Origin of the sequence: Micromonospora sp. NPDC047620 (assembly GCF_043205005.1) — a bacterium.
Lineage (GTDB): Bacteria > Actinomycetota > Actinomycetes > Mycobacteriales > Micromonosporaceae > Micromonospora.
In genome coordinates, this window is record NZ_JBIDDG010000001.1 from 114,518 (window position 1) to 129,492 (window position 14,975).

General features: G+C 75.8%; 14 protein-coding genes. 7 read left to right on the plus strand and 7 right to left on the minus strand.

Going from position 1 to position 14,975, the window contains the following annotated elements:
* Positions 1–58: 58 nt before the first annotated feature.
* The gene (locus ACGF5C_RS00480; RefSeq protein WP_393295268.1) at positions 59–2,023 is read left to right on the plus strand and encodes an endonuclease/exonuclease/phosphatase family protein; all 1,965 of its coding nucleotides are present in this window, start codon (positions 59–61) and stop codon (positions 2,021–2,023) included.
* A gap of 111 nt (positions 2,024–2,134) precedes the next feature.
* Here ACGF5C_RS00480 and ACGF5C_RS00485 read toward each other — a convergent pair whose 3' ends face one another.
* The 4 genes from ACGF5C_RS00485 to cofC form a co-directional block, all read right to left on the minus strand.
* On the minus strand, positions 2,135–3,103 hold the full coding sequence (locus ACGF5C_RS00485; RefSeq protein ID WP_393295271.1) for an NUDIX domain-containing protein: 969 nt from the start codon (positions 3,101–3,103) through the stop codon (positions 2,135–2,137).
* Between the two features lie 24 nt (positions 3,104–3,127).
* Entirely contained in the window at positions 3,128–5,464 is a 2,337-nt protein-coding gene (locus ACGF5C_RS00490; RefSeq protein ID WP_393295274.1) for an RNA degradosome polyphosphate kinase, read from the minus strand.
* Positions 5,465–5,517: 53 nt separating this feature from the next.
* The gene (locus ACGF5C_RS00495) at positions 5,518–5,715 is read right to left on the minus strand and encodes a cold-shock protein (RefSeq protein WP_199184673.1); all 198 of its coding nucleotides are present in this window, start codon (positions 5,713–5,715) and stop codon (positions 5,518–5,520) included.
* A 72-nt stretch (positions 5,716–5,787) separates the two neighbouring features.
* The gene (gene cofC, locus ACGF5C_RS00500; protein WP_393295278.1) at positions 5,788–6,432 is read right to left on the minus strand and encodes a 2-phospho-L-lactate guanylyltransferase; all 645 of its coding nucleotides are present in this window, start codon (positions 6,430–6,432) and stop codon (positions 5,788–5,790) included.
* A gap of 128 nt (positions 6,433–6,560) precedes the next feature.
* Between cofC and ACGF5C_RS00505 the strand changes: the two genes are divergently transcribed.
* From ACGF5C_RS00505 to ACGF5C_RS00520, 4 genes are all read left to right on the plus strand, one after another.
* A complete protein-coding gene (locus ACGF5C_RS00505; RefSeq protein WP_393295281.1) occupies positions 6,561–7,295 on the plus strand; it encodes a lysophospholipid acyltransferase family protein in 735 nt (244 codons plus the stop codon).
* Between the two features lie 76 nt (positions 7,296–7,371).
* A complete protein-coding gene (locus ACGF5C_RS00510; protein ID WP_393295284.1) occupies positions 7,372–8,370 on the plus strand; it encodes an NAD(P)H-dependent glycerol-3-phosphate dehydrogenase in 999 nt (332 codons plus the stop codon).
* A 4-nt stretch (positions 8,371–8,374) separates the two neighbouring features.
* Positions 8,375–9,487, plus strand: a complete 1,113-nt coding sequence (locus ACGF5C_RS00515; RefSeq protein ID WP_393295287.1) for a cystathionine gamma-lyase — start codon at positions 8,375–8,377, stop codon at positions 9,485–9,487.
* Between the two features lie 233 nt (positions 9,488–9,720).
* A complete protein-coding gene (locus ACGF5C_RS00520; protein WP_393295290.1) occupies positions 9,721–10,509 on the plus strand; it encodes a putative protein N(5)-glutamine methyltransferase in 789 nt (262 codons plus the stop codon).
* A 185-nt stretch (positions 10,510–10,694) separates the two neighbouring features.
* Here ACGF5C_RS00520 and ACGF5C_RS00525 read toward each other — a convergent pair whose 3' ends face one another.
* Positions 10,695–10,895: a DUF397 domain-containing protein gene (locus ACGF5C_RS00525; RefSeq protein WP_393295293.1), complete on the minus strand. Its 201-nt coding sequence runs from the start codon at positions 10,893–10,895 to the stop codon at positions 10,695–10,697.
* Positions 10,896–10,899: 4 nt separating this feature from the next.
* A complete protein-coding gene (locus ACGF5C_RS00530) occupies positions 10,900–11,745 on the minus strand; it encodes a helix-turn-helix transcriptional regulator (RefSeq protein ID WP_357695312.1) in 846 nt (281 codons plus the stop codon).
* A 279-nt stretch (positions 11,746–12,024) separates the two neighbouring features.
* Here ACGF5C_RS00530 and ACGF5C_RS00535 point away from each other — a divergent pair, with 279 nt between their 5' ends.
* On the plus strand, positions 12,025–12,243 hold the full coding sequence (locus ACGF5C_RS00535; RefSeq protein ID WP_393295296.1) for a hypothetical protein: 219 nt from the start codon (positions 12,025–12,027) through the stop codon (positions 12,241–12,243).
* 114 nt (positions 12,244–12,357) lie between these two features.
* Here ACGF5C_RS00535 and ACGF5C_RS00540 read toward each other — a convergent pair whose 3' ends face one another.
* Positions 12,358–13,641, minus strand: a complete 1,284-nt coding sequence (locus ACGF5C_RS00540) for an ATP-binding protein (RefSeq protein WP_393295299.1) — start codon at positions 13,639–13,641, stop codon at positions 12,358–12,360.
* A 208-nt stretch (positions 13,642–13,849) separates the two neighbouring features.
* Here ACGF5C_RS00540 and ACGF5C_RS00545 point away from each other — a divergent pair, with 208 nt between their 5' ends.
* Positions 13,850–14,956 (plus strand): D-alanine--D-alanine ligase family protein, encoded by a 1,107-nt coding sequence (locus ACGF5C_RS00545; protein ID WP_393295917.1) that lies wholly within the window; start codon positions 13,850–13,852, stop codon positions 14,954–14,956.
* The last annotated feature ends 19 nt before the right edge of the window (positions 14,957–14,975 follow it).

Below are 14,975 nucleotides of genomic sequence, written 5' to 3' on the forward strand. Positions count from 1 at the left end.
CAACGGTGCGCCGCACGCAGAATCGCCGCACCCCTTCCGGTCGGCGAAAGGCAGCCCCGTGCGCTACCGCCACCGCACCACCCTCACCCTCGCCCTGGGCGTCGTGCTGCTGGTCGACGTGCTGCGGGTCTTCCTGCCGGCGGTCATCACCGTCTTCGGGCAGGCCGCCTCGACCCCGGCCGAGCTGCTGGGGGCGTTCGCGCTCGGCTGGTTCGTGCTCGCCCTGGCCGCGCCCGCGCTGGTCCGCCGGGCCGGCGCCCGCGCGGTCACGCTCGTCGCCGCCGTCCTGCTGGTCGCCGCCCGGCTCGCCGTCACCGGCCAACCGGGCGGGCGGCTCCAGCTCTGGCTCGCCACGGCCGGGCTGCTCGCCGGGCTGGTCTGGCTCGCCGGTGTCGCCGCCGCCACCCACCGGCCGGTGCCCGGCCTGGCGCTCGGGCTGGCCCTCGGGGCGATCCTGCACACCGCGCTGGACACGTACCGCCTGGGCTTCCTCGGGAGCTGGCAGTCGTGGCTCGCCGCCGGCCTGGTCGGCGGACTCTTCCTGGTGGGGCAGACGCGGCCCGCGCCGCCGGCCGGCCCGGGCGGCGTACGGAGTTGGCTGCTGGCCGGCCCGGCGCTGCTGCTCGCCGGCATGGTGGCGCTCTCCCCGGCGGTCGCCCGGACGGCGACGACGTACCAGTTCGGTCTGCTGCGGTCGCATCCCGGCGACGAGGTGGGGGTCGCCACCGTGCCGCTCCTCGGCCCCGCCCCGGTCGCCCTGGCGGTCGGCGGATTCCTGCTCGCCGCGCTGGCGTCGCCGCGCCAGGGGGCGTGGCGGTGGCTCGCCCCGGCGGCCCTGGTGGCCGGTGCCGTCCTCTTCGCCCTCGAGCGCGGGGAGCTGCTGCTGCCGGCCGTCCTGCTCGCCGCGGCGGGGCTCGGCGGCTGCCTGGCGTCCGCCGGCGCGGCCGACGAACGGGACACCCCCGCCGCCGGCTCCACCGAGGGGACCGCCGCCGCCGGGTTCACCGTGGTCGACGGCGGCACCGCCGATCCGGGCCGGGCGGCGGGCCGGCGCGCGTACGCGGTGGTCGCCGGGATGCTGCTCTTCGCCGTCGCGGCGGTGCTCTACTACGCGGCGTACGACCTGGGCCACCCCAACGGCGGGGTGCCCGTGGCCGTGGCGGTGCTGGTCGCCGCGGTAGCCCTGGCCGCCCGGCCTGCGGTGGGGCCGGTGCCGTCGCCGCTGCCGCCGGTGCGGACCGCCGCCGCGGCCACCGCGCTGGCGCTGGTCGCCGCGATCGCCAGCGACGAGCTGCTGTCCGCGAGCAACCGGGACGGGCCGCCCGACACGGTGCGGGTGGCGGCGTACAACGTCCGGATGGGGTTCGGGACGGACGGCCGCTTCGACCCGGACGCGCTGGCGCGGGCCGTCGCCGGGGCCGACGTCGTGGCGCTCAGCGAGGTGGACCGGGGCTGGCTGCTCAACGGCGGCCACGACACGCTCGACCTGCTGGCGGAGCGGCTGGACATGCCGTACGTCTTCGCGCCGGCCGCCGACCCGCTCTGGGGCGACGCCGTGCTGAGCCGCTGGCCCCTGGACGGGGCCCGGACCCGGCCGCTGCCGGCGGTCGGCGCGCCCACCGGCGCGCAGGCCCTCGGGGTCACGGTCGACCTCGGCGACGGCGTCCGCCTCGCGGTGGTCGCCACCCACCTGCAACCGCCGCCCGGCCAGGGCCCGGTGGTCCAGGCCCGCGCGGTCGCCGACTTCGCCCTCCGGTACGCGGACGGCCGCCCGCTGGTGGTCGCCGGCGACCTGAACACCGAGCCGGGCGATCCGGCGTTCGCCGAGTTCACCCGGGCCGGGCTGGTCGACGCGCTGGCCACGGCCCGCCCGCTGCCGACCAGCCCGGCGGACGACCCGCGCCAGCAGATCGACCACGTGTTCGTCACGCCCGACCTGGGCGCCGGCGATCCGGTGGCCCCGCGCGGCACGGCCAGCGACCACCTGCCGGTCGCCGTGACCCTGACCCTGCCACCGGCCTGACCCGCCGCCGGGCGCGGCGGCCGGGGCGCGCGGGCGGCCGCGCCGCACCGGGTCGGCGGGTCGGTGGGGGCGGCCGGTCAGAGACGCCGGCGGGTCGGTGGGGGCGGCCGGTCAGAGGCGGTCGGCGGCGAGTAGGCGGTCCCCGGCGAAGGCGAGCAGCCAGCCGCCGCCCTTCGGTGTGGCGAAGTCGCCCGCCCGCCCGCTGAGCCGCTCCAGGGCGGCCGGGATCACCTTGCCCTGGCTGCACACCCCCACCTGCTCGCCGGAGGTCGCCAGCTCCGCTAGGCGGGCGGCGACGGCCAGTGCGCACTCGTCGGGCTGCTGGCCCGGCCGCGGCTCGTCCAGGTCGCCGCTCACCTCGATCGGCAGGCCGAGCAGCGCCGCCGCCGGGTCGAGGGTCTGTACGCACCGGCGGGCCGAGGCCGACAGCAGCCGCGCCGGGCGGACCAGCGCCACCAGCGGGGCCAGCGCCTGCGCCTGCGCCCAGCCCCGGGCGTCGAGCGGCCGGCCGGTGTCCGGGCCGGACCAGGTGCCCCGCTTGCCGGCGTGCCCGTGCCGGACGAGCGCGATCGTCCCGGTCACCGCCGGCAGGGCCGCGAACGCGGCCAGCACCTCCGCGTCGTGCGGGTAGCTGACCAGCCGTACGGCCTCGTCGACGTCGAGCCAGCGCACCTCGTCGACCTCCGTGCCCGGCTGGAAGCCGCCGTCGGCCACCGCCCGCATCGACCAGTAGTCGACCACCTTCGGCCGGCCCTCGCTGCGGTAGCGCACGCTGGGCAGCCGCATCTGCGGCACCGCCCGGACGTCGGTCTCCTCGGCCACCTCGCGTACGGCGGCGAGCAGGGGGTGCTCGTCCGGCTCCAACTTGCCCTTCGGCAGCGACCAGTCGCCGTAGCGGGGCCGGTGCACCAGGCACACCAGCACCCCGTCGTGCCGCGCGTCAGGGCCCACGGCGGTGGGGCCGGGGTCGTCGGCGGGGCGCCACACGACGCCGCCGGCCGCCCGGATCGGCGTCGTCCCGTCGGGGACGTCGGCCGTCCAGCTCCGGCCCGGGCCGGCCGCGTCCCGCTCATCCAGCATCCGGTCAGCCTATGCGCGCGCCGGTCAGCCCGCCGTGCCACCGACGCGACGCAGCAGCAGTTCCTGCAGGTGCACCAGCGGCTCGTCGGCCGTGCCGGTACGCCGGCTCCAGGTGCCGTCCGCCGCCAGCTCGAACGCCTCCACGTCCGGGCCCATCGCGGCGGCCATGACGTGGTCCAGCTCGGCCCGGGCGACCGGGTCGCTGACCTGCACCAGCGCCTCGACGCGGCGGTCCAGGTTGCGGTGCATCAGGTCGGCCGAGCCCATCCAGAACTCGGCGTCGCCGTTGTTGCCGAACCGGAAGATCCGGGAGTGCTCCAGGAACCGGCCCAGGATGGAGCGGACCCGGATGTTCTCCGACAGGCCCGGCACCCCCGGCCGCAGCGTGCACATGCCCCGGATGACCAGGTCGACGTGCACGCCGGCCCGGGACGCCCGGTAGAGGGCGTCGGTGACCTCCTCGTCGACCAGCGAATTCACCTTGATCTGCACGAGCCCGGGCATGCCGAGCCGCACGTGCGAGATCTCCCGCTCGATGCGCTCGATCAGCCCGCTGCGGATGCCCTGCGGGGCGACCAGCAGCCGCCGGAACGCGGTCTGCCGGCTGTAGCCGGTGAGGACGTTGAACAGGTCGGTCAGGTCGGCGCCGATCTCCGGGTCGGCGGTGAGCATGCCGAAGTCCTCGTAGAGCCGGGCGGTCTTCGGGTGGTAGTTGCCGGTGCCGATGTGACAGTAGCGGCGGATCTGGTTGCCCTCCTGGCGTACCACCAGGGCGGTCTTGCAGTGCGTCTTCAGGCCCACCAGGCCGTAGACAACGTGGCAGCCGGCGCGCTCCAGGGTGCGTGCCCAGCCGATGTTGGCCACCTCGTCGAAGCGCGCCTTCAGCTCGACCAGCACCACCACCTGCTTGCCGGCGGCCGCCGCGTCGACCAGCGCGTCGACGATCGGCGAGTCGCCGCTGGTGCGGTAGAGGGTCTGCTTGATGGCCAGCACGTCGGGGTCGGCGGCGGCCTGCTCGATGAAGCGCTGCACGCTGGTGGCGAACGAGTGGTACGGGTGGTGCACCAGGATGTCGCCGTCGCGCAGGGTGGCGAAGACGCTGCGCGGCACCTCGCCCTCGGTGAGCCGGGGATGGGTGGCCGGCACGAACGGGGGGTCCTTCAGGTCCGGCCGGTCGGCCTCGTTGTAGAGCTGCCACAGCGCGGCGAGGTCCAGCAGGCCGGGCACCCGCAGCACCTCCTGGTCGTGCATGTCCAGTTCGCGGACGAGCAGCTCCAGCATGTGGTCGGAGATCGAGGCGTCCACCTCCAGCCGGACGGGCGGGCCGAACCGGCGCCGGGCCAGCTCCCGTTCCAGGGCCTGGAGCAGGTCCTCGTCGCGGTCCTCGTCGACCTCCACCTCGGCGTTGCGGGTGACCCGGAACAGGTGGCACTCGACGACCTGCATGCCGGAGAAGAGCTGCCCCAGGTGCACCGAGATCAGATCCTCCACCGGCAGCATCCGCACGCCCGGCAGGTCCCGGTGCACCCGGACGAACCGGGGCACGTTGTTCGGCACCTTCACCCGGGCGAACAGCTCGGAGCCGCCGTCCGGGTCGCGTACCGCCACGGCCAGGTTGAGCGACCGCCCCGAGATGTACGGGAACGGGTGCGCCGGGTCGACCGCCAGCGGGGTCAGCACCGGGAAGATCTGCTCCCGGAAGTACGCGCGCAGCCGCTCCCGTTCGGGGTCGTCCAGGTCCGCCCAGCGTAGGATGCGGATGTCCTCGGCGGCCAGCTTCGGCAGGACGTCGTCGGTGAAGCAGGCCGAGTGCCGGGTGACCAGCGTGGCGGCCTTCTCGGCGACCAGCTCCAACTGGGTGCGCAGCGGCATCCGGTCGCCGCCGCGCACCGGCAGACCGGCCTGGAGTCGCCGCTTCAGCCCGGCCACCCGCACCATGTAGAACTCGTCCAGGTTGCTGGCGAAGATGGCCAGGAACTTGGCCCGCTCCAGCAGCGGCGTGCGCGGGTCCTCGGCGAGCGCCAGCACCCGGGCGTTGAAGTCGAGCCAGGAGAGCTCCCGGTTGAGGAAGCGGTCCTCGGGCAGCGGCGCCACGGCGGGCGGCTCGTCGTCGGCGCCGGGCGCCGCCGGGGCCGGGGCCGCCGGGGCGGCGGGGGACGGCCCGGTGACCGGGTCCAGCACCTCCTCCAGGCCGGCGGAGGCGGTCGCCGCGTCAGGGCCGTCGTCGTCGGTCCGGGCGGCCCCGGCCGGCTCGCTCGGTCGGAAGCGGCCGTCGGCGCCCCGGGAGCGGGTGCCGTTGCGGGCTGCGGCCGGCTCGGCGGCGCGTGGCGGTCGGTTGGCGGGCTCGCGAGGGGTGCTCACCCGCCCATAATCACCCGATCCGGGTTAACGCAAAATGAACATCGACCAGTCGCTCAGGCCATCGTCGGCAACGTCACCCGGACGACCTCGCCGGCGGCGTCGGTCTCGACGCGCAGCCGCTGGCCGAGGCGGAGCAGCCGCAGACCGGAGGCGTCGAACGCCCGGGCCGGGAAGGCCAGCTCGGTGCCGTCGTCGAGGAGCAGCGTCCCGCTGCGGGTCGCCGCGTCGTAGGTGGCCACCGTGCCCTGCATGCCCCGCACGCTACACCGACCGCACCCCGCACCCCGCCCGCACACCGCCTGACCCACGCCGGCCGGCGCGGGTCAGGCGGGGCAGCCGGCGGCGGCGAGCGCGGCGGTCTCCGGCCCCAGCCCGAGCCGGACCGCCGCGGCCAGGTCGTCGGCGGTGTCCACGTCGCGGCGCAGGCTCGGCCAGTCCCCGGTCAGGGCCAGCGCCCCGCTCGCCGCGTGCGCGGCGGCCGAGCCGACCCCGAACCGGGGATCCAGGGGCACGCCCGGCGGCGCGGCCAGCAGCACGGTGCCGTCGCCGGGGGCGTCGGGCACGTACCGGCGTACGCCCGCCGGGCCGGCCTGTGTCGCGTGCAGCGCCGCCGCCAGCTCGGCCGGGCGCAGCGCGGGCAGGTCGGCGGTGAGCCCGGCCACCCAGCCGCCGCCGGCGGCCGACGCGCCGTGCCGGAAGGCGGCGTTCAGGCCGGCGTCCGGGGCGTCCGGCAGCGCGCGGGCGCCCGCCCGGCGGGCCGCCGCGGCCACCCGGACGTCGTCGGTGACCACCAGCACCCCGGCCACCGCGGGGCAGGCCCGCACCGCGGCGACCGTGTCGGCCGCCAGGGCCAGCGCCAGCGCCTCGTGCGGTACGGCCGGCAGCGCCCCCCGCAGCCGGCTCTTCGCGGCGGCGAGGCGCTTCACCGGCACCACGACGGTCCACCTCGGCTGACTCACACCCGCCATCCTGCCAGCCGGACGGCGGTACCCTCTCTGGCCGGACCCGGGGCGAGCAGGCATGATTTCCGCTGCGGGCGTCACCGGGTGCGGACCGGTGCGGACCGGTGCGGGTCGGGGCGGCACGAGGAGGCGCAGTGACACGGCGGAGGCTGGGGTTCTGGCAATGGTTCGCCGTGGTGCTGGTCAAGCCGGTCATGACGGTCTGGACCCGGCGCACCTGGCGCGGCATGGAGCACCTCCGCCGCGACGGTGGCGTGATCATCGTGCCGAACCACATCTCGCACGCCGACCCCCTGGTCGCGGCGCACTTCGTCTACGACTCCGGCCGCTGGCCGCGCTTCCTCGGCAAGGCCAGCGTGTTCCGGGTCCCGGTGGTCGGCTGGATCCTGCACCGGTGCCGGCAGATCCCGGTCGAGCGGGGCACCGTGGACGCGGTGAAGTCGCTGGACGCCCTGGTCGCCGCGCTCGACGAGGGCGGCGCCGTGGTGATCTACCCGGAGGGCACCACCACCCGCGATCCGGACCTGTGGCCGATGAAGGGCAAGACCGGCGCGGCCCGGCTCGCGCTCGCCACCGGCGCGCCGGTGATCCCGGTCGCCATGTGGGGCCCGGAGCGGATCTTCGACCCGCGCAGGGCCCGGCTCAACCCGCGGCCCCGGATCCCGGTGACCGTGGTCGCCGGCCCGCCGGTCGACCTGAGCCGGTGGACCGAAGCCACCCCGACTAAGGCCGTCCTCGAGGAGATGACCGACACCATCATGCTGCGGCTGCGTGACATGCTCGCGGAGGTTCGGGGCGGCACGCCGCCGCCCCTGTGGGAACGACCGGGCCGCCCCGGTGACGAGCGCCGGCCGGGAGCGGCGGCGTGAGCGAGCGGAGCGAGCGAAGCATCAGGCACAGCAGCGTGGCGCCTCGCGCCGCCGCCGAGCGGAGCGGGGTGGCGGCGTGAGCGGGCACGTCGCGGTGCTGGGGGCCGGCTCGTGGGGGACGGCCTTCGCCAAGATCCTCGCCGACGCCGGCCGGGACGTCACCATCTGGGCGCGCCGCCGGCCGGTCGCCGACACGATCCGCGCCGAGCGGCGCAACCCGGAGTACCTGCCGGACGTGCTCCTGCCGTCCCGGGTCACGGCGACCGGGGACGCCGCCGAGGCGATCACCGGGGCCGAGCTGGTGGTGCTGGCCGTGCCGTCGCAGACGCTGCGCGGCAACCTCGCCGAGTGGACCGGGCACCTGCACCCGGACGCCACCCTGGTCTCGCTGATGAAGGGCATCGAGCTCGGCACCACCAGGCGGATGAGCGAGGTGATCGTGGAGACCGCCGGGGTGGCGGCGGACCGGGTGGTGGTGGTCTCCGGGCCCAACCTGGCCCCCGAGATCGCCGCCGAGCAGCCGGCCGCCACCGTGGTCGCCTGCACCGACCCGGACCGGGCCACGCTGGTGCAGCGGTCGATCACCACGCCCTACTTCCGCCCCTACACCAACGACGACGTGATCGGCTGCGAGCTGGGCGGCGCGGTGAAGAACGTGATCGCGCTGGCGTACGGCATCGCCGTCGCGATGGGCTTCGGCGACAACACCCGGGCCATGCTGGTCACCCGGGGGCTGGCCGAGACCGCCCGGCTCGGGGTGGCCCTGGGCGCCGACCCGCTCACCTTCGCCGGCCTGGCCGGGATGGGCGACCTGGTCGCCTCCTGCTCCTCGCCGATGGCCCGCAACCGTACGTTCGGCGAGCACCTGGGCCGGGGCGCGACCCTGGATGAGGCCCGCGTCGCCACCCGGCAGACCGCCGAGGGGGTCAAGAGCGCCCTCGCCATCCGCGACCTGGCCCGGGCGCACGCCGTGGAGATGCCGATCACCGAGCAGGTGGAGCTGGTCTGCCACGAGGGTGTCGACCCGCGCCTCGCCGTTGACGCCCTGATGAGCCGGACGACGAAACCGGAGTGAGCGATTGACCGAACCGCACGACGGCACCCGATGCGTCCGCGCCGGCCTGCCCGAGCCGGCCCCCGGCCAGCCGTTCCTGCCGGGGCCGGTCTTCGCTGCGCCGTACCACCTGGACCCGTGGGCGGGGCCGGCGGCGGCGCCGAACGGCTACGGCCGGCCGGACAACCCCACCCGCCGGCTGCTGGAGGCGGCCGTCGGGGAGCTGGAGCGGGGCGACTGCCGGGTCTTCGCCAGCGGGCAGGCCGCGATCACCGGGCTGCTGCTGACGGTGCTGAGGCCGGGGGACACCGTGGTGCTCCCGTCGGACGGCTACTTCGCCGTCCGGGCCTTCGCCCGGGACACGCTGGAGGGGATCGGGGTGCGGGTGCTCCTCGCCCCGACCGCCGGCCCCCACCCGGACTTCGACGGCGTACGCCTGGTGCTGCTGGAGACGCCGGCGAACCCCGGCCTGGACGTCGCCGACGTGCCGGCGCTGGCCGCCCGCGCGCACGCGGCCGGCGCCCTGGTAGCGGTCGACAACACCACCGCCACGCCGCTCGGGCAGCGCCCGCTCGACCTCGGCGCCGACCTCGTGGTGGCCTCCGGCACCAAGGCGCTCACCGGGCACTCGGACCTGCTGCTCGGCTACGTCGCCACCCGCTCGACCGAACTGCTGGACGCGGTGACCGCCTGGCGGGACGTCACCGGTGCGGTGCCCGGCGCGTTCGACGCCTGGCTCGCGCACCGGTCGCTGGCCACCCTCGACCTGCGGCTGGCCCGGCAGACGGCGAACGCCGAGGCGCTCGCCGGGCTGCTCGTCGGGCGGTCCGACGTGACCGGGCTGCGCTGGCCCGGGCTGCCCGGCGACCCGGCCCACCCGGTGGCGTCGGTCCAGATGCGACGGATCCCCGGCGTGCTCTCCTTCGACCTCGGCGACGCCGCGCGGGTGGCCCGGTTCCTCGACGCGGCCCGGCTGGTCGCCGCGGCCACCTCCTTCGGCGGCCTGCACACCACCGCCGACCGGCGGGCCCAGTGGGGCGACGACACCCCGCCCGGCTTCGTCCGGCTCTCCTGCGGCGTGGAGGATGCCATCGACCTGGTCGCCGACGTGGCCGCCGCGCTCGACGCCAGCCGCTGAGCGCTCGGGGCGCCGGCCGTTGGGCGCTCGGGCGCGGGCCCGTTGAGGACCCGGCGACGGCCGTTGGGCTATCGTGACCGTGGCCCCGAGCGGGGCCGTCCGTGGCCCGCGCCGGGCCCGACCGGAGGAGGTGAGTCCGATCCACCCGACAGGCAGGACCGACGCTCCCCTCCGACGCCACGCCGGCTGACCCGGCGGCCGGGAGCGTCGACGAGCGCTCCCGGAGGTCCACCATGACCGTTTCCTTCCGCCCCGACCGACCCGCCCTCGTGCACCGGCTGCGCGCCGCCGGCTGCGTCTACGCCGAGGACGAGGCGGACCTGCTGATCGCCGCCGCCGACTCGCCGCAGGCGCTTTCCGACCTGGCCGACCGCCGGGTCGCCGGGCTTCCGCTGGAGCACCTGCTCGGCTGGGCGGAGTTCTGCGGCGAGCGGATCGCCGTCGATCCCGGCGTGTTCGTGCCGCGCGCGCGTACCGCCCTGCTGGTCGACGCCGCCGTCGCGGTGACCGGCCCGGCGGCGGCCGTGGTGGACCTGTGCTGCGGCTCCGGCGCCACCACCGTCGCGCTGGCCCGCCGGCTCGCGCCGCGTTGGCTGGCCGCCGCCGACGTCGACCCCGCCGCCGTGGCCTGCGCCCGGCGCAACCTGGCGCCGCTGGGGGTGTCGGTCTTCCACGGCGACCTGTACGAGCCGCTGCCGGTGCGCTGGCGGGGGAGCCTGGACCTGGTGGTGGCCAACGCCCCGTACGTGCCGACGGCGGCGGTGGCGCTGATGCCGCCGGAGGCCCGGCTGCACGAGGCGCAGGTGGCCCTGGACGGCGGGTCGGACGGGCTGGCGGTGCTGCGCCGGGTCGCCGCGGGCGCGGCGCGCTGGCTGGCCCCGGGCGGGCACCTGGTGGTGGAGACGAGCGAGGCGCAGGCGGACGCGCTCTGCGCGGCGCTGACCGCCGCCGGCCTGCACCCCACGGTGACCCGCGACGACGACCGGGACGCCACCGCCGTCACCGCCCGCCGCCCCGCCTGACCGGGGCTGCGCGTCTCGGTGCGGGCCGCCCGCTCGCGACGCGCGACAGGCGGCGGCGCCGCGCGGGAGCCCCCGCCGTGACCCGTCCGTCGACGGCCCCACCGGCTCCCAACGGCGGGACCGTCGACGGCGCGGGGCGCCGGCGTCGCGTGCGGGCAAGCGGCGCGACGGCGCCGAGGGTGGGGTCAGCGGCGGGGCGGCGCCCCGGCGAAGACGGCCCAGGCGGCGGGCGGGAAGAGCAGCGCCGGGCCGGACGGGTCCTTGGAGTCGCGGACGGCGACGGTTTCCGTGAGCACCGCCATCTCCACGCACGCCCCCTCGTCGCCGCTGTGGCTGCTCTTGCGCCACCGGGCCGCGGTGAGCGTCGCGCTGGTCGTCGGGGTCATGGTCCTACCGTCCCTTCAGGAGTTGGAGGAGCTGGTCCCGGCTGGCCGACGGGCTGAGCGCGACGGTCCGCAGGTGCTCCATGATCTTGGTGCAGGTACGCAGGTCGCCCGGCCGGTCCAGGACCATCTGCCCGGCCACGGTCTCCACCGAGGCGATGATCGGGTCCTCCGGGTCGGCGAACTCCAGGATGTGCAGCGAGCCCCGGGTGCCCCGGTGGTAGCCGGCGGCGAGGGGGATCACCTGCACCGTGATGTTGGGTAGTTCGCCCATCTTCAGCAGGTGGTGCAGCTGGCTCTCCATCACCGACCGGTCGCCGACCGGCCGCAGCAGCGCGCCCTCGTCGATGATGGCGTCCAGGATCGGCGGCTTGTCGCCGGTGAGCCGCTGCTGCCGGTCGAGCCGGACCTGGACCCGCTGCTCGACCTCGTCGTCGCCGAGGGTGTGCGGGCCGCCCCGCATGACGCCCCGGATGTAGTCGGCGGTCTGCAACAGCCCCGGCACCACGGACGGCTCGAAGTTGGCGATCCCGGTCGCCTCGGCCTCCAGCGCGATGAAGTCGATGGTGCGCCGGTCCAGCAGGTACGAGTACGACACCCACCAGCCGGGCTTGCGTGCGTCCTTGGCCAGCTGGACGGCCGCTGCCACCTCGTCCGCGCCGACCCCGTAGAGGGTGAGCAGGGCGCGCACGGTGGCCGGGCTGACCAGCGTCTGCGCGTTCTCGTAGCGGGACAGGGTGCTGCGGGTGCTGCTGATCTCGTCCGCCGCCGCCTCCAGCGTGAGGCCGGCGGCTTCCCGGTGGGTGCGTAGCGCGATGCCCAGGCGTCGGGCGCGGGCGGTCTTGGGAGCCATGCATCGATGGTCGCACATCTTGCCGGGAAGGTGTAGATGAGAGAACGTCGATGAGAGTTGCATTCACGGCTGTAGACATGTCAATCTGTCATCGCGTCCTCACCGCCGGTTGTCGTGGCGACGGTGGTGGTGAGTGACCGGAGGGGATGGGGCGCGCGGCGATCGGGTTTCTCCCCCGAGCCCGATCGCCGCGTGCCGCGCCCCGTGGCCCGCCAGCCGGAAGGGATTCGACGTGCGTACTGGTCAGCAGGCCCGCGCCGACCGCGCCGGCGGCCTCCGATGACACGCTTCCTCGTGGTGCTCACCGACGTCCGCCCCGTCGACGGCGCCGGCCGCGACGAGCGGACCTGCCCCGAGCGGCGCCGCCAGGTGGTCGGCGCGACCAGCCGCGAGGCGGCCGACCGGATCGCCGGCGCGTTCATGGCGCTGGGCATGGTGCGGGCCGGCCGGCAGCGGGTCAAGGTGATCGCCATCGGCCGGCGGCGCGCGCACGGCTGACGCCGCCACGGGCGGCGCGGCCGGGAGACGGCCCCGCCGGGCGGACGGCCCGCCCGGCCGGAGGCCCGGCCCGGCGGAGAGGCGCGGCCCGGCGCCCCGCCGGGCCGTCCGGCGTCACAGCATCCGGCGCCGCTTCAGGTACGCCACCAGGTCGTCGTAGACGCCCCCCTCGTTGGCGAACATCGCCACGTTGCGGGCGGTGGCCATCCACGGCTTCGTCGAGGGCCGCACCTCCTTCGCGGCCCGCTCCAGGTCCCGCTGCTCGATCATCCGCACTTCGCCGGTGCGTACGGAGTCGGCCATCGCGTACTCGGCGGCGGTCTCGCAGAGGTGGGCCAGGTCGGCGCCGGAGTAGTCCTCGGTGGCCGCCACGATCTTCCGCAGGTCGATCCCGGCGATCGGCCGCTCCCGCAGGTGGTACTCCAGGATGGACGCGCGCGCCTCCGCGTCCGGGGGCAGCACCAGCACCACCCGGTCGAGCCGGCCCGGGCGGCGCAGCGCCGGGTCGACGTCCCACGGGGTGTTGGTGGCGGCCAGCACGAAGACGCCCTCGTTGCTGCCCTCCATCCCGTCCAGCTCGGCCAGCAGTTGGTTGCCCAGCGTCCGCATCGAGCTGGAGCCGACCTGCGAGCGCTTGTGCCCGAGGGCGTCGACCTCGTCGAGGAAGAGCACGCACGGGGCGTTGCGGCGGGCCGCCTGGAACAGCTCGTGCAGGTTGCGCTCCGAGTTGCCCATCCACATGTCCAGCACGTCCACGATCGACAGCGAGATGAACTTGGCGCCCATCTCCCCGGCGACCGCCCGGGCCAGGAAGGTCTTGCCGCAGCCGGGCGGGCCGTAGAGCATCAGGCCGCCGCGCAGGCTCTTGCCGTACATCTTGCGCAGTTGCGGGTTGCGCAGCGGGCCGAGGAAGGCCAGCTCCAGCCGCTCCTTGACCGCCGTCATGCCGCCCACGTCGGCCAGCCGGATGCCGGAGGTCTCCACGTCGTACACCCGGTCGGAGTCGCCGGTCACCGGCTCCGGCTCGTCGCCGGCGCGGGCGAAGCGCGGCGGCACGACGTCGGCCAGCTCCTGCTCGTAGGCCGCCAGCGGGTCGTGGCCGGCGGTCGCGGCGGGGCCGCCGGGCCCGGCCGGCGCCGGGCGCTGCGCCGGCGGCTGCGGGGCCGCCGGGGCCGACGCCGACGGCGGGGGTACGGAGCCGCCCAGAGCCCGCTGCATCAGGGCCTGTGCCTGGTCGTTGCCCGGATCCCGGGCGAGCGCCTGACCGACCTGCGCGATCGCCTCCCCGGCCCGGCCGGCGTCCAGCAGCAGCGAGGCGAGGTGGAGTCGCAGCGGCAGGTCGTCGGGGCGGGCGTCCAGGGCCGCCGTCAGGGACTCGATGAGGGGATCAGCGCTCATAGGACGAGCAGCGTAGTGGGCGTCGGGTGTCGTCACCGCCCCGGATCTCCGCGCGAGCGATTACGCAACGTATATCCTTTGTTGACCGGTTGCCGCGTCCTGTCGCCTGTCCCCCGGGTATCGGCAGCCGAGGCCCGCCACGCACAGTAAGGTCAACCGGGTGAGCGCCACCACCGGCGCAGCAGTCGCGTACGAAGAGGTGACCGGAGTGACCACCCCAGGCAGGACCCGCGTGGCGATCGTCTTCGGCGGCCGCAGCCCGGAGCACGGCATCTCCTGCGTCAGCGCCGGCAGCGTGCTCGGCGCCCTCGACCCGGACGAGTTCGAGGTGGTGCCGGTGGGCATCACCCGGGCCGGGCAGTGGGTGCTGACCAGCGGCGACCCCGCCCAGTTGGCGATCAACGCGCGCCGGCTGCCGGAGATCACCGCGGAGTCCGGCGCCGACATCGTGCTGCGCGCCGACCCGACCGGCAACGGGCTGATGGTGCTCGACCCGACCGAGGGTCCCCGGGCGCTCGCCGACGTCGACGTGGTCTTCCCGGTGCTGCACGGCGCGTACGGCGAGGACGGCACCATCCAGGGCATGCTGGAGATGGCCGGCATCCCGTACGTCGGGGCGAACGTGTTCGCCTCCGCCGCCGCCATGGACAAGGAGTTCACCAAGAAGCTCTGCGCCGCCGAGGGCATCCCGGTGGGCCCGTACGCGGTGCTGCGCAACGGGATGACGCTGAGCGAGGCGGACAAGGAGCGGCTCGGCCTGCCCGTGTTCGTCAAGCCCTCCCGGGCCGGTTCGTCGTTCGGCATCACCAAGGTCACCGACTGGGCGGACCTGGACGCCGCCGTCGCCACCGCCCGCCAGATCGATCCGAAGGTGCTGGTCGAGGGGGCGCTCGTCGGCCGCGAGATCGAGTGCGGTGTGCTGGAGGGCGAGTCCGGCGGCGCGCCGGAGGCGTCGGTGCTCGCCGAGGTGCGGGTGGTCGGCGATTACGACTTCTACGACTTCGAGGCGAAGTACATCGACTCCGAGGCGGCCTGCGAGTACGACATCCCCGCCGGCCTGCCCGAGCGGGTGACCCGGCAGGTCCAGGAGTACGCCGTCCGCGCCTTCACCGCGCTGGACTGCGCCGGCCTGGCCCGGGTCGACTTCTTCGTCACCCCGGAGCTGGACGTCTACCTCAACGAGATCAACACGATGCCGGGGTTCACCTCGACGTCGATGTTCCCCCGGATGTGGGCGGCGTCCGGGCTGGAGTACCCGAAGCTGGTCAACCGCCTCATCCGCACCGCCCTGCACCGCGGCATCGGCCTGCACTGAGCCACTTGTGCAAGGAAGG